Genomic DNA, 18,296 nt, shown 5'->3' on the forward strand with positions numbered 1-18,296 from the left:
CCCGCCACCCCCCCGCCCCCCCCCCCCGGGGCCCCCCCCGGGCCCCGCGGCCCGTCGTCGTGCCCGCTCGTACCGCCTCACGGCTCCTGGGGGAGCAGCACCCACAGCGCGAGGTAGATCAGGAACTGCGGGCCGGGCAGCAGGCAGGAGAACAGGAAGATCAGCCGGACGGTGAACGGCGCCAGGCCGAAGCGCTCGGCGATCCCGGCGCAGACGCCGGCGATGACACGGTTGTGACGGGGACGGGCGAGGCGGGCGCTCATGTCAGCTCCTGGGGCCGGCGCCCGGTCCGGCCGGTCCGGCGGGCGTACTTCCATGCTCCGCCGCCGACGGGCCGAAGACCTCCGCCCACCAGCCGATTCCCGGCCCCGAGGAGTCACCGGGGAGGCGTAGGCCGGAGTCGGGGTCCGTCTCAGGGGTGCCCCGGACTCCGGCGGGGTGCCCGGCGGTCCGAGGGCATTGCGGCCGGGGGCGTGCGGGTGCGGAGGGCCCGTTTCGAGAAGCAGTCAGACCGGGGGGATATGATTCCGCGGTCGCTGCTGGTGGGGGGCATTCGGCGGCGCCTTTTCACGGCCTCAACAGGCCCCTCACGCCTGCGATTTCGCACTCTTCTCGGGTTACGCCCGAATTCTCCCGTGAGGTTCCCTTGCGCAATCAGTCCCGCAGAATCCTCGCCGCGGCCGCCACCGCCGCCCTGGTCTCCGGCGTCGCCCTGACCTCGGCCCCGGCCGCCCTCGCGGCCCCGATCACGGTCGGCGCGACCCAGGGCACCCAGGCCCCGGCCTCGCCGGTGACCGTCGCCCTCAGCGGCCTGCCCGGCACCGTCAAGGCGGGTGGCGCGCCGATCGAGTTCACCGCGACCCTCAAGAACACCGCCGCCCACCAGATGGACGTGCTGGGTTCCACCTTCGTCATCGGGGACACCGGCATCGGCAGCAAGCCGAGCCAGTTCAAGCTGGAGTACCAGGCCCCCGGCGGCACCCAGTGGCAGGACGCCGGGGCGAGCGGCGGGATCGCCGGTGGCCTCTGGGACATCGCCCGGAACGCCGGCCCGCACCTGGCGGCCGGCGCCGAGGTCTCCTACCGGCTGCGGCTCACCGTCGCCGCCGACGCCCCGGCCGGCCGGGTGACGCCGGGCTTCAACTCGGTGGTCTCGGACCCGATCCTGCCGCCCGAGCAGCGCATCTCGTACGCGATGAGCGGCTACCAGGACGTGGTGATCGCCCCGGCGGTCACGCCGACCACCCCGGCGACCACGCCCGCCGCCACGGCGGACGTCAGGCTCGACGGCGTGCCCGCCACCTTCACGGCGGGCGCGGAGGCGAAGCCGTTCAAGCTGGTCCTGACCAACAACAGCGGCAAGGACCTCCGGCTGGTGCCCGCGGTCGTGTTCCAGGGGCAGGACATCCTCCCCTCCGGCACGGTCAGGTTCGAGTTCCAGGCACCGAACGGGGACTGGCTGGAAGGCACCCCCGGAGGCGACTCGGACCACCCGGCTTGGCTCTACCAGGCACTGCGGACCGGCAGCAAGGACGCCGACGTCATCACCCTGCCGAAGGGCGGGACCAGGACGATCAACGTCCGACTGGCCTTCACCAAGGACGCTCCGGCCCTCGCCGAGTCCCTGGTCGCCATCGCGGGCACCCTGCCCGGCGCCGGTGAGAGCGCGGCCGAGGCGTCCAGCCCGAAGGCCGACTTCAAGATCGAGGCCGCCGCGGCCCCCACCGGCACTCCGGCCCCCACCTCCTCCGCCACCACCCCGGCGCCGGTCGCCACCGACCCGTCCACCGCCCCCGCCGTCCCGGCCGCGCAGGTCACCACCGGCGCGCCGAGCCCGGCGGCCGACACTGCCCAGACCGCCACCGCCCAGACCGACACCGCCCAGGCCGCCGCGGCCCCGGTCGCCGCGACGACCACCCAGCTGGCCGCTACCGGCGGCGGCTCCTCCGCCGCCCCGATGGCGATCACCGGCGCGACCGCCATCGCCCTCGGCATCGGCACCCTGGTCGTGGCCCGCCGCCGCAACAGCGCCCAGAGCCCCGGCAACTGATCCGGCGCGGCCGGCCCGGTACGCCCGAAGGCCCGCCCGTCCCCGCTCCACAGCGGATGACGAACGGGCCTTCGGCCTTCGTCGGATGCCGCGGTCGGGGCCGTGCTGGTATCACGGTGTCGCGATCAGGCCGGAACGGTAGTTGACGAGGTGGGAAATGATCGGGCATGAGGTGCTTCGGGTCTTCTGCGGGCCCGACGGGCGGCACGGCAATGAGCTCGGCGTGGTGCGTGACGGCGCCGCCGTGCCGGGGCGGGCGGAGCGGCAGGCGGTCGCGCGGGAGCTCGGGTTCAGCGAGACGGTGTTCGTCGACGATCCGGGGCGCGGGGAGATCGACATCTACACCCCGAGCGTGCGCCTGCCGTTCGCCGGCCACCCGTGCGTGGGGGCCGCCTGGCTGCTCGGCGTGGAGCAACTGGTCACCGCCGCCGGGGTGGTGGCCGTCCGGCACGAGGACGGGCTGACCCGGATCGAGGCCCGGCCCGAGTGGGCGCCGGGGCGGACCCTGCGGCAGTACGGCTCGGTGGCCGAGGTGGAGGCGCTGGAGGTGCCGCCGCCGGGGGAGTGGATCTACGCCTGGGCCTGGCAGGACGAGGCGGCCGGTACGGTCCGGGCGCGGGCCTTCCCCGGTCGGGGTGACGGGATCGACGAGGACGAGGCGACCGGTGCGGCCGCCCTGCTGCTGGCGGCGCGGCTCGGGCGGGCGCTGACCATCACCCAGGGCCGGGGTTCACAGCTGATGGCCGGCCCGCGTCCGGGCGGTCTGGTCGAGGTCGGCGGCCGGGTGGTGCCCGTGGAGGTTCAGCCCGCCCCGCCCCGAGCCGAAGGGGCGCGCCGGTGCCGAAAGGGAGAAGCGAGGGAGTGACGGAGGAGCGAGGGAGCGCCGACCGTCGGCACCGGGCCAGGAGCGCCCCGGAGGCGAGCGGCGAGCAGCGGGCCCCGAGCCGAAGGGGCGCGCCGGTGCCGAAAGGGAGAAGCGAGGGAGCGCAGACCGTCGGCGTCGGATCAGGAGCGCCCGGAGGTGAGCGGGCGAGTAGGCGGCGTCGGCTCCGCGTAGGCGCGCGGCCGGGCCGCCGGTGCGACCGCCACCGCCGGTGCGATGGCGGCGGCCACCGACGGGACGGTCGGCACGGACACCCGCGTCGCCCGCGGCTCGGTGCGGTGGGCCCGCAGCAGGTGGCGCAGGCCGGGTACGAGGGCGAGGTGGGTGATCACCACGCCGAGCACGGCGAACAGTATGTGGTCCACGTTGAGCACGTGGCCGGGCGTCCAGGAGGAGAGGAACTCCAGGCCGGTCGCCAGCAGGGCGGAGACGCCCGTGGTGCGCAGGAAGGACGGCAGCCAGGGGGCCCGGACCCGGCCGCCGGCCAGCGGGAGCAGGACGCCGAGCGGGGCGAGCAGCAGGAACTCGCCGACCACCTGCCAGGTGGTGGAGGAGCGGAGCGAGGCCAGTGGCGTCAGGTTGGCGTCGTACACCCAGGCCACCGGCAGCGGTCTGAGCACCAGCCAGAGCACCAGCGTCAGGTGGAGGGCCAGACCCGCCAGCCCGGCCAGCCGGAGGGAATGGTGGACGGCCGCCGCCGGCCCGGTCTCGGTCCGTGCGCCGGAACGCCCGTCGCGTGTCCTGGTGCCATCTCGCTGCACGGGGGGAAGGACGTGAGCCGGTGGCGCGGCGGTTCCACCCCGGGCGTGAACATTCCAGGACGCCCCCCCGGTTCCCCCCGCCCCGAGCGGGCGCGGGGCTGGGCCTAGCGGCACGGCCCGGCCGTCGGCACCGCGCTGAACGCGTTGTCCGGCGGCGGCGAGCCCGGTGCCACCGGGGTCGGCGAGGGGCTGGGGCTCGCGCCGGCCTTGGCCGCGCCGCGGGCCGGGGTGATCGCCGGGGCCGGGCCGGACGGGGTGGCCAGGGCGGTCGGTATGTGCGGGGTGCTAGGGCAGGCCGTCCGGCTGGCGGGCGCGCCGGCGTCGACCGGTACGGCGGTCGGCCGGATGCCGCAGCCGGAGGCCGACGCGAGCAGGAGCAGCACGCCGGCGGTGCGGCGCAGGGTGGTGCGGGTCGGGGAGGTGGGGGAGGTCACGTGGCGTCCTTGTGCTCGGCGTCGCCGGCGGGGCCGCACTGGGTCCCGCCCGCGGACGGCGGCGGTGGCGGGGTCAGCGGCAGGGTGAGCGTGAACACCGCGCCGACCTCCCCGTTCGCCGCCGTGATCGTCCCCCCGTGGATCTGTGCGTTGGCCATCGCGATGGACAGCCCCAGGCCGCTGCCCTCCGAGCGGGCCCGCCCCCGGTCGGCCTTGTAGAAGCGGTCGAAGACGTGCGGCAGCACGTCCTCGGGGATGCCGGGGCCGCTGTCGGAGACCTCGACCACGACCGAGTCATCGGTCTGCCGGACCCTGACCCGCACCGGCGAGCCGCCGTGCTTGAGGGCGTTGCCGATCAGGTTGGCGAAGACCACGTCGAGCCGGCGCGGGTCGACCACGGCCAGGATGCCGCGCGGGGCGTCCAGTTCGACCGCGTCGTACCAGGCCCGGCCGTCGATGCAGGACATGATCAGGTCGGCGATGTCCACCTCGTCGGCGACCAGCTTGGCGGTGCCGGCGTCGAAGCGGGTGACCTCCATCAGGTTCTCCACCAGGTCGGACAGCCGCCGGGTCTCGCTGACCACGAGCCGGACGGCCGGCTCGATCATCGGGTCCAGCGACTCGGCCTCGTCCTCCAGGATGTCGGTCACCGCGGTCATCGCGGTCAGCGGGGTGCGCAGCTCGTGCGACATGTCGGCGACGAACCGCCGGCTCTGCGCCTCGCGCGCGCTCAGCTCCTCGACCTGCTCGTGCAGCGACTCCGCGGCCCGGTTGAACGTCCGCGCCAGGTCGGCGAGTTCGTCCGAGCCCTCGACCTCCAGTCGGGTGTCCAGGTGCCCCTCGCCGAGCCGCCTGGCGGCCTCGCCGAGCCGCTTGACCGGCCGCAGCACGGTCGCCGAGGCGGCCTGGGCGAGCAGCGCCGAGCCGATCAGCGCGAGCAGGGTCGCGATGGCCAGCGACCAGCCCAGCGTGTTGAGGTCGGCCCGCTCGTTCTCCAGCGACTTGAACATGTACGCCGTCGGACCGTTCGGCACCACCTTGGTGCCGCCGATCACGAACGGGCGGCCCTCCAGGTTCTGCCGCTGCCAGTACAGGTGGTACGGGTACGGGTTGCTCTCGGTGACCTCGCGCGGCTTGGCGACGGTGGACCGCAGCGCCGCCGGGACGTCGGCCAGCGTGAAGTGCGGGTCGGAGGAGGCCGGGCACTCCGGGTGCGCCGGGTCGACCACGACCACGTCGTAACTCAGGCCGGAGCTCGCCACGTTGGAGGCCAGCGTGGCGAGCTCCGGACAACTGGCGTTCAGCGGCAGGTCGGAGACGTTGCGGCTGAGCGAGACCCGGAAGTCGTTCAGCGCGGTGTCCTGGGCGCGCTTGAGCACCGCGTCGCGGTTCAGCCAGTACGCGATGCCGGAGGCCGAGACGGCGGCGAGCAGCGCGACGGCCGCGAACACGGCGATCAGCCGCACCCGCAGCGAGCGCAGTCGCCGCCACGGGCCGGCCGAGAACCGCCGGGCGGTCTGCTGGTGGTCAGTCACAGGAGCCTGTCGTGGTACGGGAGTCCGACATGGAGGAAGGGGATCAGGCGGGCGGGTCCAGCCGGTAGCCCACGCCGCGCACTGTGCGGATCAGGGTCGGCGCGGACGGCACGTCCTCGACCTTGGCCCGCAGTCGCTGCACGCAGGCGTCCACCAGGCGGGAGTCGCCGAGGTAGTCGTGCTCCCAGACCAGCCGCAGCAGTTGCTGGCGGGAGAGCGCCTGGCCGGGGCGGCGGCTGAGCTCCAGCAGCAGCCGCAGCTCGGTCGGGGTGAGCTGGAGGTCCTGGCCGTCCTTGGTGACGGTCATCGCGGCCCGGTCGATCACCACGCTGCCGTAAGCGGAGGAGTCCGAGCTCTCCCGCTCGCCGCGCCGCAGCACCGCCCGGATCCTGGCGTCCAGCACGCGCGGCTGCACCGGCTTCACGACGTAGTCGTCCGCGCCGGACTCCAGGCCCACCACCACGTCGATGTCGTCCGAGCGCGCGGTGAGCAGGATGATCGGCAGCTGGTCGGTGCGGCGGATCCGACGGCAGACCTCGAAGCCGTCGATCCCGGGCAGCATCACGTCCAGCACGATCAGGTCGGGCCGCTGCTCCTTGAAGAGCCTCAGACCGTCCTCGCCGGAGGCGGCGGTGGCCACGCGGTGGCCCTGGCGGGTGAGGGCGAGTTCGAGGCCGGTCCGGATGGCGTCGTCGTCCTCGATCAGTAGGAGGAAAGGCACGGCCCCATTTTGTCCCACGGGAAGCGCCGAATCACCCCCCGGACCGGTCACCGACCGTACGGGAACCGGAAGGACGGCCACCTGCGTCCGGTACGGGGGAGGCGGACCGGGACGAAAGGCCCGCCCCTGTGACACCCCTGTGACAGTCGGCGGACAGCGCCATCACAACCGGCGGGCAGGATTTTCCATGTCGCCGCAGGACAGCGGGCCGCAAGGGCCGGCTGGAGGGCGGCAACAGGAACCGCTCGTACCGACCAAGGGGGCGCACGATGAACGCCATGCTTCAGACCCGGACCAACCCGGCTGTCCGCACCGCGCGTTCGTCAGCGACCACCCACCGGACCCGGTACGAGATCAGGACCGACGAGAACTCCGGTGCCGTGACCGTACGGGGGTGCGCGCACAGCACCGGTGGAAACCCTGTCGCCCGCCGGGTGAGCGGCGGCGGCAGGACGGGGGAGCTGTACGGGATCGGCCGACTGGGGAGTGCGGTCGACTCCGCCAACACCCTCACGCTGCGGGGGATCCTCCCCGTCCGCGTCGAGGGCAAGGACAACCGGGGGACCGGGGGGAACAACGGTCTGCGGACGGTCGGTTCGGGGGAGCCGACCGGCCGCGAGGCCGCCGGTGCGACGCTGCTGCGGCTGACGCCCGCACCGGCCCGCACCACCGGGGCGGGACAGGGAGACGCGCAGGGGGAGCACCCGGCCGTCGCGGAGGACCACATCACGGAGTTCACCGCGTACGTGCGCGAGCGCCGCGCCTCCCTGTACGCCACGGCGTACCACCTCACCGGTGACCGCTACGAGGCCGAGGACCTGCTGCAGAGCGCGCTCTTCAGCACCTACCGGGCCTGGGGCCGGATCACCGACAAGGCCGCGGTCGGGGGCTACCTCCGCCGCACCATGACCAACCTGCACATCTCCGCCTGGCGGCGCCGCAAGGTCAACGAGTACCCGACCGAGGAGCTGCCGGAGACGGCCGGCGACACCGACGCGATGGGCGGCACCGAGCTGCGCACCGTGCTCTGGCAGGCGCTGGCGAAGCTGCCGGAGAACCAGCGGACCATGCTGGTGCTGCGGTACTACGAGGGCAAGACCGACCCGGAGATCGCCGACGTGCTGGGGATCAGCGTCGGTACGGTCAAGAGCAGCATCTGGCGCGCGCTGCGCCGGCTGCGCGACGACGAGCACCTGAACAAGTCGGGCGACACCGTCCGGGCGTTCGGCGAGCTGGTCGCGTAGGGCTCACAGAGGACTCCCGTCGGGGGACGGGTAGCGGACGGTTACGGTTCGGGGGCGCCGGCTCGGGGGAGCGGCGCCTGTGGGCAGCCGAGGCCGTTCGGCAGGCGACGGCCCGGTGCGGGGGAGACGCACCGGGCCCGTCGTCGTCGTCGCTCTTCCGGCGTCGTTCCGCCGTTGTCCCGCCGCGGTTCAGACCGCCGAGAACTCCCCCGCCCAGGCCGCCGCGCGGACCCGCCGCTCGGCCTCCGGCCCGGCGCACGGGTACGAGCCGAGCTCGACCTGCCGGCCGACGATGGCCCGCTCGGCCCGCATCAGCCGGAAGCCCCGGCGCAGCAGCACCGGCAGCGACTTGCGGCCCTCCCGGACGTCCCGGCGCAGCCGGCGCCAGGCCGTGGTGAGCGCGCCGTTGCGCAGGCACAGGGCGTCGCCCAGCAGGCCCTCGGCCGCGCACTCGGCGACGATCTCGGCGGCGAAGATGCCCTCGGCGATGAACGCGGTCGCGCCGCCCAGGTCCAGCGGGCGGGTGGAGACCCGGCCGTTGTCCGGGATCGAGTACACCGGCACCCCGGTGCGTCCGTGCTCGTACAGGGCGCGGATGGCGGCCACGGCCTGGTCGCGGTGCCAGGAGAGCGGGGAGTCCCAGTCCACGGCGCCGTCCGGCAGCCGGGGCAGGGTCGGGTCGTCCCCGTCCTTGTAGAAGTCGTCCAGCTGGAGCACCGGCAGACCGCTGCGTTCGGCCAGCGAGGACTTCCCCGATCCGGACGGCCCGGAGAGCAGGATCACCCGGGCGTGGGCCGCCGGCCCGGGGTTCATGGGGGAGTCACTCACGGGACACCAGTCTGACGCATTCCGGCCGGTTGCCGAAACCGGTCGGCTCCCACTTCCTGCGCCCACCGGGAAAGTCGACGGACCCGCGCCAGGGGGGGGAGAGGCGCGGGTCCGTCCTGTGACCGCCCGGGCCCTGGGGGGAGAGGGCGCTGGGGACGGCCAGTCTGTGGAGTTGTTCTCTTCCGTTCTGTCGCGCGGAGCGCGGGATGGTGCGACGGAGGGTCAGATCCCCATCGGGTGCCAGACCGTCTTCGTCTCCAGGAACGAGAGTAGCCGGTCCGTACCGGGCGCATTGGTCCAGTCCTGGGCGAACGGGTCCAGCTCCGGACGCACCACCCGCTTCAGGGTATCCGCGGCGGCGGCCTCCAGGGCGGGCGCCGCGCCGGGGCCGTCCGCGGCGATGGCCCCGGTGAGGTCCAGCGCGTTGACGTCCTGGTGCGAGGCCAGGGTGGGGGCGATGTCCTCGGTCCGGCCGGAGATGATGTTGACCACACCGCCCGGGACGTCCGAGGTGGCGAGCACCTCGCCCAGCGACAGCGCGGGCAGCGGGGCGTCCGCGGCGGCCGCGACCACGACCGTGTTGCCGGTGGCGATCGCCGGGGCGATCACCGAGACCAGGCCGAGCAGCGAGTGCCCGTAGCCGGCCTGCGGGGCGACGATCCCGACCACGCCGGTCGGCTCCGGGGTGGAGAGGTTGAAGTACGGCCCGGCGACCGGGTTGGCGCCGCCCGCGATCTGGGCGACCTTGTCCGTCCAGCCCGCGTACCAGACCCAGCGGTCGATCGCGGCGTCCACCAGCGCGGCGGCCTTCTTCGGGCCGATGCCCTCGGAGAGGGACACCTCGACGGCGAACTGCTCGCGCCGGCCCTGGAGCATCTCGGCGACCCGGTACAGCACCTGGCCGCGGTTGTACGCGGTGGTGCCGGCCCAGCCCTTGACGGCCGCGCGGGCGGCCAGGACGGCGTCGCGGGTGTCCTTGCGGGTGCCCAGCGGGGCGTTGGCGAGCCACTCGCCGTTCGAGTCGGTCACCTCGTACACCCGTCCGCTCTCGGAGCGCGGGAACTTCCCGCCGACGTACAGCTTGTAGGTCTTGAGGACATCAAGACGGCTCACGACATCAGACATCGAGGTAGGCCTCCAGACCGTGGCGGCCACCCTCGCGGCCGTAGCCCGACTCCTTGTAGCCGCCGAACGGCGAGGTCGGGTCGAACTTGTTGAAGGTGTTGGCCCAGACCACGCCGGCCTTGAGCCTGTTGGCCATCCAGAGGATGCGCGAGCCCTTCTCCGTCCAGATGCCGGCGGAGAGGCCGTACGGGGTGTTGTTGGCCTTCGCGACCGCCTCGTCGGGGGTGCGGAAGGTCAGCACCGACAGCACCGGGCCGAAGATCTCCTCCTGGGCGATCCGGTGGGCCTGGCTGACGCCGGTGAACAGGGTCGGCTTGAACCAGAAGCCGGTGCCCGGGAGTTCGCACTCCGGCGACCAGCGCTCCGCGCCCTCGGCCTCGCCGGCCTCGGTCAGCTCGGTGATCCGGGCCAGCTGGGCGGCCGAGTTGATCGCGCCGATGTCGGTGTTCTTGTCCAGCGGGTCGCCGACCCGCAGGGTGGCCATCCGGCGCTTCAGGGCGTCCAGCACCTCGTCCTGGACCGACTCCTGGACCAGCAGGCGGGAACCGGCGCAGCAGACGTGGCCCTGGTTGAAGAAGATGCCGTTGACGATGCCCTCGACCGCCTGGTCGATCGGCGCGTCGTCGAAGACGATGTTGGCGGCCTTGCCGCCCAGCTCCAGCGACAGCTTCTTGCGGCTGCCGGCCAGCTGCCTGGCGATCGCCCGGCCGACCGGGGTGGAGCCGGTGAAGGCGACCTTGTTGACGTCCGGGTGCGCGGTGAGCGCGGCGCCGGTGCGGCCGTCGCCGGTGACGATGTTGACGACGCCCTTCGGCAGACCGGCCTGGCGGCAGATCTCGGCGAAGCGCAGGGCGGTGAGCGGGGTGGTCTCGGCCGGCTTCAGGACGACCGTGTTGCCGGTCGCCAGCGCGGGCGCGATCTTCCACGCCAGCATCATCAGCGGGAAGTTCCACGGGATGACCTGGCCGGCCACGCCCAGCGGGCGCGGGTTGGCGCCGAAGCCGGCGTAGTCCAGCTTGTCCGCCCAGCCCGCGTAGTAGAAGAACCACGCGGCGACGGTCGGGATGTCGAAGTCGCGGGTCTCGCGGATCGGCTTGCCGTTGTCCATCGACTCCAGCACGGCCAGTTCGCGGCTGCGCTCCTGGATGATCCGGGCGATCCGGAACAGGTACTTGGCGCGCTCGCTGCCGGGCAGCGACGACCAGTCGGCGAAGGCCTTGCGGGCGGCGGCGACGGCGCGGTCCACGTCCTCGTCGGTGCCCTGGGCGAACTCGGCGAGCACCTGCTCGGTGGCCGGGTTGACCGTCTTCAGGGCCTCGCTGCCGGAGGAGTCGACGAACTCGCCGCCGATGAAGTGGCCGTAGGAGGTGGCGATGTCGCCCGCGGCGGCGGGGGACTCCGGGGCCGGGGCGTACTCGAAGAGGCCGGCCTTGCGCACGGGCTCCTCGATGTTCTTCTTCTTGGCCATGGTGATCAGTCCACCGTCACGTAGTCGGGGCCGGAGTAGCGGCCGGTGGCCAGCTTCTGGCGCTGCATCAGCAGGTCGTTGAGCAGGCTGGAGGCGCCGAAGCGGAACCAGTGCGGGGTCAGCCAGTCGTCGCCGAGCGTCTCGTTGACCATCACCAGGTACTTCATGGCGTCCTTGGTGGTCTTGATGCCGCCGGCGGGCTTCACGCCGACCTGGACGCCGGTGGCCGCGCGGAAGTCGCGGACCGCCTCCAGCATCAGCAGGGTGACCGGCGGGGTCGCGTTGACGGCGACCTTGCCGGTGGAGGTCTTGATGAAGTCGGCGCCGGCCAGCATCGCCAGCCAGGAGACCCGGCGCACGTTGTCGTACGTCTGCAGCTCGCCGGTCTCGAAGATCACCTTGAGGTGGGCGGAGGAGCCGTCCGGGCGCTTGCACGCCTCCTTGACCGCGACGATCTCGTCGAAGACGTCGGAGTAGCGGCCGGAGAGGAAGGCGCCGCGGTCGATCACCATGTCGATCTCGTCGGCGCCCGCGGCCACCGCGTCGGCGGTGTCGGCCAGCTTGACCGGGAGGGCGGCGCGGCCGGCCGGGAAGGCGGTGGCGACCGAGGCGACCTGGATGTCGGTGCCGCGCAGGGCGTCCTTCGCGGTGGCGACCATGTCCGGATAGACACAGATGGCGGCGACGCGCGGGGTGGTCGGGTCGGTCGGGTCGGGGGTCCTGCCCTTGGCGCACAGGGCGCGCACCTTGCCGACCGTGTCCGCGCCCTCCAGCGTGGTCAGGTCGATCATGGAGATCGCCAGGTCGATGGCTCGGGCCTTCGCCGTGGTCTTGATCGAGCGGGTGCCGAGGCTGGCGGCACGCGCCTCGAGGCCGACCTGGTCGACGCCGGGCAGGCCGTGCAGGAAGCGGCGGAGCGAGGCCTCGGACGCCGCAACGTCCGCGAGGCCGCTGCCCGCAACGCCGGGGGCATTGGCTGCAACAGTGGACATAGTCACCAGAGCAGCATATCTACGCGCGTAGCCGACCGCTAGGGCGACCACCTTTCCGGCCGCCTTTCGTGGCCGGACCGAGACCTCGGGCACCCCGGAGCCCACGGGCGGCCCGGGAGCGCCTTTCGTGGCCGGACCGAGACCCGCCGACGAGGGGCGGATGGGGCAGAATCGACGCCATGACCGAATCCGACGGCAAGCCCCACCAGGGCCCGGCCGCCCCAGGCGGGGAACCCGAGTACGCGGACCGCGTGTACCGCTCCGTCCCCGGCGTGATCTCCGGCGTGTTCCTGCTCGCCGTCGCCGCCTGGCTGATCGGCGACGCGGTGGTGACCGGCACCGGGAAGACCCCGTACGTCGCCCTCGCGGCGGTGCCGGTGTTCGCCTTCCCGGTGATCGCCTACACGCTGCGCCCGGCGGTGTTCGCCGGCCCCGACCGCCTGGTCGTGCGCAACCCGTGGCGCACCATCACCGCCCCCTGGGCGTCGGTCGACGCGCTGCGCGCCGGCTACTCCGTCGAGCTGCTGGCCGGGGAGAAGAAGTACCAGGTGTGGGCCGTCCCGGTCTCGCTGCGCCAGCGCAAGCGCGCCACCCGGGCGCTGAGCCGCGGCAACGCCGAGCACGCGTCCCGGACGGGTCTGGGGCTGGGACTCGCCGGCCGGACCAACCCGGTCGTCCAGGGGTCCCCCGACCCCACCCGCGCGTGGTCCGACCAGGTGACCGCCGTCCTCCAGGAGATGGCCGAACGCAACGCCACCCGCCCCGGCGCCGCCGGCCCGTTGGTCGTCCGCTGGTGCTGGTGGGTCATCGCCCCCGCCCTGGTGGGCCTCGCCGCCCTGATCACCGTGATCGTGGTCTGAACCCGGACGCGCGAAAGGGCCCGCACCTGCGGGCCCTTTCGCGCACCGGGTCAGATGCCCGCGGCCTCGGCGAGGTCGCGCTTGACGGCCGCCAGCAGCTCGGCGGCGCGCTCGCGGGCGGGGGCCAGGTCGGCGGCCGTGGCGACCGGGAGGACGACCTCCAGGTAGCACTTGAGCTTGGGCTCGGTGCCGGAGGGGCGCACCACGATCCGGGCGGAGCGGACCGGACCGCCGGCCAGGTAGTAGCGCAGGCCGTCGGTGGGCGGCAGGTCGGCGGAGCCGGCCGAGAGGTCGTCGGCGCGGGTGACGGCCAGACCGGCCAGGACGGTCGGCGGCTGCTCGCGCAGGCGGCGCATCGCGTCGGCGATCAGCGAGAGGTCCCGCACCCGGACGGACAGCTGGTCGGTGGCGTGCAGGCCGTGCTCCAGCGCCAGGTCGTCCAGCAGGTCGGACAGCGTGCGGCCGGAGTTCTTGAGGGTCGCGGCGAGCTCGGCGACCAGCAGGGCGGCGGTGATGCCGTCCTTGTCCCGGACGCCCTGCGGGTCGACGCAGTAGCCGAGCGCCTCCTCGTAGCCGTAGCGCAGGCCCTCGGCGCGGGAGATCCACTTGAAGCCGGTCAGCGTCTCGGCGTAGGCCAGGCCCGCGGCCTCGGCGATCCGGCCGAGCAGGGTCGCGGAGACGATGGTGGTGGCGAAGGTGCCCTCGGCCTTCTTGGCGACCAGGGCGGAGCCGAGCAGGGCGCCGACCTCGTCGCCGCGCAGCATCCGCCAGCCGGTGGAGCCGTTGCCGCTGCCGGCCGCGTTGCCGTTGACGGGGACGGCCACCGCGCAGCGGTCGGCGTCCGGGTCGTTGGCGATCACGATGTCCGGGCCGACCGCGGCGGCGGTGCGGAAGGCGAGGTCCATCGCCCCCGGCTCCTCCGGGTTGGGGAAGGCCACGGTCGGGAAGTCCGGGTCGGGCTCGGCCTGCTCGGCGACCACGGTCGGCGCCGGGAAGCCGGCCCGGCGGAAGGCGGAGACCAGGGTGTCGCGGCCGACGCCGTGCATCGGGGTGTAGACCACGTCCAGCTCGCGCGGGCTGTGCTCGTCGACGATGGAGACGGCCCGGGCCAGGTAGGCCTCGATGACGTCCTCGCCGAGCACCTCCCAGCCCTCCTCGGCGCGCGGGACGTCGTCCAGCGAGCCGATCGCGTCGATCTCGGCGGCGATCCCGGCGTCGGCCGGCGGGACGATCTGCGAGCCGTCGCCCAGGTAGACCTTGTAGCCGTTGTCCTGCGGCGGGTTGTGGCTGGCGGTGACGGTCACCCCGGCGGCCGCGCCCAGGTGGCGGATCGCGAAGGCCAGCACCGGGGTCGGCAGCGGGCGCGGCAGCAGCGCGGCGCGCAGGCCCGCCCCGACCACCACGGCGGCGGTGTCCCGGGCGAAGTCGTACGACTTGTGCCGGGCGTCGTAGCCGATCACGACCAGGTCGCCGAGGCCCTGCTCCTTCACGTACGCGACCAGGCCGGCGGCGGCCCGGATCACCACGGCGCGGTTCATCCGCATCGGGCCGGCGCCGAGTTCGCCGCGCAGGCCGGCGGTGCCGAACTGGAGGCGGTCGGAGAAGCGCTCGGCGAGCTCGGACCAGGCGAGCTGGCTGTCCTCCTCGGCCTCCGGGGCCTCGGCCCGGGCCAGCAGGGCGGTCAGTTCCTCGCGGGTCTGCGGGTCGGGATCCTCGGCCAGCCAGGTACGGGCCCGGGCGAGGAGGTCGGTGGTGGGTGCCTGCGTCATCTGATACCTCCGTGGATACCCCCGGCTTGAGCCGGGGGTGGGGGTCCCCCCGCTTGCGGGGGAGAAACGGTCCTCCTGCGGAGCAGGACAGGTGACGACGATTCGCCGTCAAGGCGGACCGTCGCCCAGTAGCCGCCCGTAGCCACTTCGGCACGGGTGGTAGCATCTTTGGTGCCCGATCGGCGAGAACCAAGCTGGCCGGGTCTACCGCCGGGCTGGCGGGAAGTCAGGTCTGTGGAGCTGGTGTAAGACCGATGGGCGGTACACCGTCCCTTCGCTGGTAACCCCAGGTCGGCAACCGGCTGTGAAGCAGAAAGCCCGACCCGCGAGGGTTGGAATCCTCCGGCTTCAGCCCGGAGGAGGATGTCAAGTTCTTGCCTGCTCCATCGGGAAGTGCGTCGGGTGTCGGCCGGAGGGTTCCGCGCGCGGGGAAGAAGAGCTGTGCACATGCGAACGGGGCCCCGCGGGAAGGCGTGATCAGCGGATCACGCCGCCCGAGGGCCCCGTCACTCATGATTCTGCGCCCGGCAGGCGTCAGATCCGCTCCAGGACCTTCGCCAGCAGTTCGCCCATGCGCTCGGCGGAGGCCTTGCCGGCCTCCAGGACCTCTTCGTGGTTGAGCGGCTCGCCGGTCATGCCGGCGGCCAGGTTGGTGACCAGGGAGATGCCGAGCACCTCGGCGCCGGCCTCGCGGGCGGCGATGGCCTCCAGCGTGGTGGACATGCCGACCAGCTCGCCGCCGATCACCCGGGCCATGTTGACCTCGGCCGGGGTCTCGTAGTGCGGGCCGCGGAACTGGACGTAGACGGCCTCGTCCAGGCTCGGGTCGACCTCGTGGCAGAGCTGGCGCAGGCGCTTGGAGTACAGGTCGGTGAGGTCGACGAAGTTGGCGCCGACGATCGGGGAGTCCGAGGTCAGGTTGATGTGGTCGCGGATCAGCACCGGCTGGCCGGGCACCCAGCCCTCGCGCAGGCCGCCGCAGCCGTTGGTGAGGACGACGATGCCGCAGCCGGCCGCGGCGGCGGTGCGCACGCCGTGGACGACGGTGGCCACGCCGTGGCCCTCGTAGTAGTGGTTGCGGCCGAGGAAGATCAGGGCGCGCTTGTCGCCGATCTTCACCGAGCGGATCTTGCCGGCGTGGCCGGCCACGGCGGGGGCGGGGAAGCCGGGGAGCTCGGTGACCGGGAACTCGGCCACGGTCTCGCCCAGGGCGTCGGCGGCCGGCACCCAGCCGGAGCCCATCACCAGGGCGACGTCGTGCCGCTCGGCACCGGTCAGCTCGCGCAGGCGCTCGGCGGCGGCCTGGGCGGCGGCGTAGGGGTCGGTGGAGACGACCGACTGAGGAGAAGCGTTCACGGGAACGAGGATAGACGGGTTTCGGCTACGCGCGTAGAAGATCCGCGTACGGCATGCCGGATCGTTACCCGGTTGACCCGAAAGCACAGCTCGGTGGCGTCTTCCGGGCGACCGGGTCTGTCGATGCGCACAGGGGGGAGGGCTTGCGGTCAGCAGGGGCGGCGGCGCAGGTCCAGCACGTAGTCGTCCGGGGCGCCGGCGCTCTCGGCGGCGTCGGCGATCAGGCCGAGGTAGCGGGCCGCGGGCAGGCCGCCCTCGTAGTCGTTGAGGACGTACGTCCAGACCGGGATGTCGCCGTCCAGGGTCTGCGCGCGCAGCCTGATCTTGCGGTAGATGCCGAGCTGGACGCCCTCCCAGCGGTCCAGGCCCTCCTCGTCCATCGGCGCGATCTCGTAGAGGGAGACGAAGACCCGGTCCTTCTCGTCCTCGACGACGGTGGCCAGCGAGCCCTCCCAGCCGAGCTGCTCGCCGCCGAAGGTGAGCCGCCAGCCGTCCAGCCACCCCGTGCCGCGGAGCGGGGAGTGCGGGGCTCGGCGGGTCATCTGCCGGGCATCGAGGTTGGTGGCATACGCGGCGTAAAGGGGCATGGGGGCCAGCGTAGCCCCGTCGGTGCGCGGACCGGGGTGACTGGACGAAGGTACGGAGCGCGGACCCCGTTGTGGCGCCGCTCCTGGCGTGCGGGACAATGGGGTACGTGACTCGGATCGTGATCATCGGTGGCGGACCCGGCGGCTATGAGGCGGCTCTGGTGGCCGCTCAGCTCGGCGCGGAGGTGACCGTCGTCGACCGCGACGGTCTGGGCGGATCGGCGGTTCTCACGGACTGCGTGCCGTCGAAGACCCTGATCGCGACCGCGGAGGTGATGACCACCTTCGACAGCTCGTACGAGGAGCTGGGCATCACGGTCGACCAGGACGGCTCCGCCGCCGAGCGGGAGACCAAGGTCATCGGCGTGGACCTGGGCAAGGTCAACCGCCGTGTGAAGCGCCTGGCGATCGCGCAGTCCCACGACATCACCCAGTCCGTCACCCGTGCCGGAGTCACCGTGCTGCGCGGCCGCGGCCGGCTCGGCGCCGGCGGGCAGGCCGTGGACGGCTCCCGCGAGGTGCTGGTGGACGCCCCCGACGGCAGCGTGCAGTCGCTGCGCGCCGACGCGGTGCTGATCGCCACCGGCGCCCACCCGCGCGAGCTGCCGGACGCCCAGCCGGACGGCGAGCGGATCCTCACCTGGACCCAGGTGTACGACCTGGAGGAGCTGCCCCGCGAGCTGATCGTGGTCGGTTCCGGTGTGACCGGCGCCGAGTTCGCCGGCGCCTACCAGGCGATCGGCTCCAAGGTCACCCTGGTGTCCAGCCGCGACCGGGTGCTGCCGGGTGAGGACCCGGACGCCGCCGAGGTGCTGGAGGACGTCTTCCGCCGCCGAGGCATGAACGTGATGAGCCGCTCGCGGGCCGAGAGCGCCAAGCGGATCGGCGACCGGGTCGAGGTGACCCTCGCCGACGGCAAGGTGATCGAGGGCACCCACTGCCTGATGGCGGTCGGCTCGATCCCCAACACGGCCGGGATGGGCCTGGAGGAGGCGGGGGTCAAGCTCAACGACTGGGGCCAGATCCAGGTCGACCGGGTCTCCCGCACCAGCGCCCCGGGCGTGTACGCGGCCGGCGACTGCACCGGCGTCTTCATGCTCGCCTCGGTGGCGGCCATGCAGGGCCGGATCGCGATGTACCACGCGCTCGGTGACGCGGTGCAGCCGCTGAACCTGAAGACCGTGGCCTCCAACGTCTTCACCGACCCGGAGATCGCCACCGTCGGCTACACCGCGGCCGACGTGGAGTGCGGCAAGATGGACGCCGTCGTGGTCAAGCTGCCGCTGCGCGGCAACCCGCGGGCGAAGATGCAGGGCATCCGGGACGGCTTCGTGAAGCTGTTCTGCCGCCCGGGCACCGGCATCGTGGTCGGCGGCGTGGTCGTCGCCCCGCGGGCCAGCGAGCTGATCCACCCGATCGCGCTCGCGGTGGACGCCAATCTGACGGTCGAACAGGTGGCCAGCGCCTTCACCGTCTACCCGTCCGTCTCCGGCTCGACCGCCGAGGCCGCCCGGCAGCTGCACGTCCGCAAGCGGGCCGCGGGCGAATCCTGAGTTCAAGGCGCACAGTTGAGGGCGGCTGCCGATCGGCGGCCGCCCTTCGCGCGGGCATGGTCCTCACCCGGACGGCGGCGCGGTTCCGGGTTGTTGACGGCGCGCATTGTACGGTCATGCGCCGCTCTTG

Annotated in this window: 17 protein-coding genes; 5 read left to right on the forward strand and 12 right to left on the reverse strand. The window is 73.3% G+C overall.

Annotated features, from left to right (window positions below):
- Positions 1–77 precede the first annotated feature (77 nt).
- On the reverse strand, positions 78–263 hold the full coding sequence (locus tag ACWCYO_RS23730) for a PspC domain-containing protein (protein ID WP_270146561.1): 186 nt from the start codon (positions 261–263) through the stop codon (positions 78–80).
- 383 nt (positions 264–646) lie between these two features.
- On the opposite strand from ACWCYO_RS23730, the gene ACWCYO_RS23735 reads away from it, so the two are divergent.
- Both ACWCYO_RS23735 and ACWCYO_RS23740 read left to right on the forward strand, forming a co-directional pair.
- The gene (locus tag ACWCYO_RS23735; RefSeq protein ID WP_449785322.1) at positions 647–2,050 is read left to right on the forward strand and encodes a hypothetical protein; all 1,404 of its coding nucleotides are present in this window, start codon (positions 647–649) and stop codon (positions 2,048–2,050) included.
- A gap of 157 nt (positions 2,051–2,207) precedes the next feature.
- Positions 2,208–2,915, forward strand: a complete 708-nt coding sequence (locus ACWCYO_RS23740) for a PhzF family phenazine biosynthesis protein (RefSeq protein ID WP_270146564.1) — start codon at positions 2,208–2,210, stop codon at positions 2,913–2,915.
- A gap of 140 nt (positions 2,916–3,055) precedes the next feature.
- Here ACWCYO_RS23740 and ACWCYO_RS23745 read toward each other — a convergent pair whose 3' ends face one another.
- The 4 genes from ACWCYO_RS23745 to ACWCYO_RS23760 form a co-directional block, all read right to left on the reverse strand.
- Positions 3,056–3,694: a VanZ family protein gene (locus tag ACWCYO_RS23745; protein WP_270146565.1), complete on the reverse strand. Its 639-nt coding sequence runs from the start codon at positions 3,692–3,694 to the stop codon at positions 3,056–3,058.
- A gap of 104 nt (positions 3,695–3,798) precedes the next feature.
- A complete protein-coding gene (locus ACWCYO_RS23750) occupies positions 3,799–4,128 on the reverse strand; it encodes a hypothetical protein (RefSeq protein ID WP_270146566.1) in 330 nt (109 codons plus the stop codon).
- Positions 4,125–5,663, reverse strand: coding sequence for a sensor histidine kinase (locus ACWCYO_RS23755; protein WP_270146567.1), 1,539 nt, complete (start codon positions 5,661–5,663; stop codon positions 4,125–4,127). The genes ACWCYO_RS23750 and ACWCYO_RS23755 overlap by 4 nt, the downstream gene beginning before the upstream one ends.
- Positions 5,664–5,706: 43 nt before the next feature.
- Positions 5,707–6,384 (reverse strand): response regulator transcription factor, encoded by a 678-nt coding sequence (locus ACWCYO_RS23760; RefSeq protein WP_030257458.1) that lies wholly within the window; start codon positions 6,382–6,384, stop codon positions 5,707–5,709.
- Between the two features lie 278 nt (positions 6,385–6,662).
- Here ACWCYO_RS23760 and ACWCYO_RS23765 point away from each other — a divergent pair, with 278 nt between their 5' ends.
- Entirely contained in the window at positions 6,663–7,628 is a 966-nt protein-coding gene (locus tag ACWCYO_RS23765) for a SigE family RNA polymerase sigma factor (protein ID WP_405000826.1), read from the forward strand.
- Between the two features lie 189 nt (positions 7,629–7,817).
- Here the strand turns inward: ACWCYO_RS23765 and ACWCYO_RS23770 are convergent, their stop codons facing one another.
- From ACWCYO_RS23770 to deoC, 4 genes are all read right to left on the reverse strand, one after another.
- Positions 7,818–8,456, reverse strand: a complete 639-nt coding sequence (locus tag ACWCYO_RS23770; protein ID WP_270146568.1) for an ATP-binding protein — start codon at positions 8,454–8,456, stop codon at positions 7,818–7,820.
- A gap of 222 nt (positions 8,457–8,678) precedes the next feature.
- Positions 8,679–9,581 carry an aldehyde dehydrogenase family protein gene (locus tag ACWCYO_RS23775; protein WP_449785323.1) on the reverse strand — a complete coding sequence of 301 codons (903 nt, stop codon included), beginning with the start codon at positions 9,579–9,581 and terminating at the stop codon, positions 8,679–8,681.
- The gene (locus tag ACWCYO_RS23780) at positions 9,574–11,049 is read right to left on the reverse strand and encodes an aldehyde dehydrogenase family protein (RefSeq protein WP_270146570.1); all 1,476 of its coding nucleotides are present in this window, start codon (positions 11,047–11,049) and stop codon (positions 9,574–9,576) included. Before ACWCYO_RS23780 ends, ACWCYO_RS23775 begins: the two co-directional genes overlap by 8 nt.
- Positions 11,050–11,054: 5 nt before the next feature.
- Positions 11,055–12,041 (reverse strand): deoxyribose-phosphate aldolase, encoded by a 987-nt coding sequence (gene deoC / locus ACWCYO_RS23785; protein WP_270146571.1) that lies wholly within the window; start codon positions 12,039–12,041, stop codon positions 11,055–11,057.
- A 179-nt stretch (positions 12,042–12,220) separates the two neighbouring features.
- Here deoC and ACWCYO_RS23790 point away from each other — a divergent pair, with 179 nt between their 5' ends.
- A complete protein-coding gene (locus tag ACWCYO_RS23790; RefSeq protein WP_270146572.1) occupies positions 12,221–12,901 on the forward strand; it encodes a PH domain-containing protein in 681 nt (226 codons plus the stop codon).
- A gap of 50 nt (positions 12,902–12,951) precedes the next feature.
- Here the strand turns inward: ACWCYO_RS23790 and ACWCYO_RS23795 are convergent, their stop codons facing one another.
- The 3 genes from ACWCYO_RS23795 to ACWCYO_RS23805 form a co-directional block, all read right to left on the reverse strand.
- The gene (locus ACWCYO_RS23795; protein ID WP_449785324.1) at positions 12,952–14,670 is read right to left on the reverse strand and encodes a phospho-sugar mutase; all 1,719 of its coding nucleotides are present in this window, start codon (positions 14,668–14,670) and stop codon (positions 12,952–12,954) included.
- Positions 14,671–15,204: 534 nt separating this feature from the next.
- The gene (locus ACWCYO_RS23800) at positions 15,205–16,026 is read right to left on the reverse strand and encodes a purine-nucleoside phosphorylase (protein WP_449785325.1); all 822 of its coding nucleotides are present in this window, start codon (positions 16,024–16,026) and stop codon (positions 15,205–15,207) included.
- Between the two features lie 149 nt (positions 16,027–16,175).
- Positions 16,176–16,613, reverse strand: coding sequence for a gamma-glutamylcyclotransferase (locus ACWCYO_RS23805; RefSeq protein WP_270146575.1), 438 nt, complete (start codon positions 16,611–16,613; stop codon positions 16,176–16,178).
- 98 nt (positions 16,614–16,711) lie between these two features.
- On the opposite strand from ACWCYO_RS23805, the gene ACWCYO_RS23810 reads away from it, so the two are divergent.
- A complete protein-coding gene (locus ACWCYO_RS23810; RefSeq protein WP_270146576.1) occupies positions 16,712–18,166 on the forward strand; it encodes an NAD(P)H-quinone dehydrogenase in 1,455 nt (484 codons plus the stop codon).
- Positions 18,167–18,296: the final 130 nt, after the last annotated feature.

The sequence above is a fragment of the Kitasatospora sp. NPDC001683 genome (assembly GCF_053596495.1).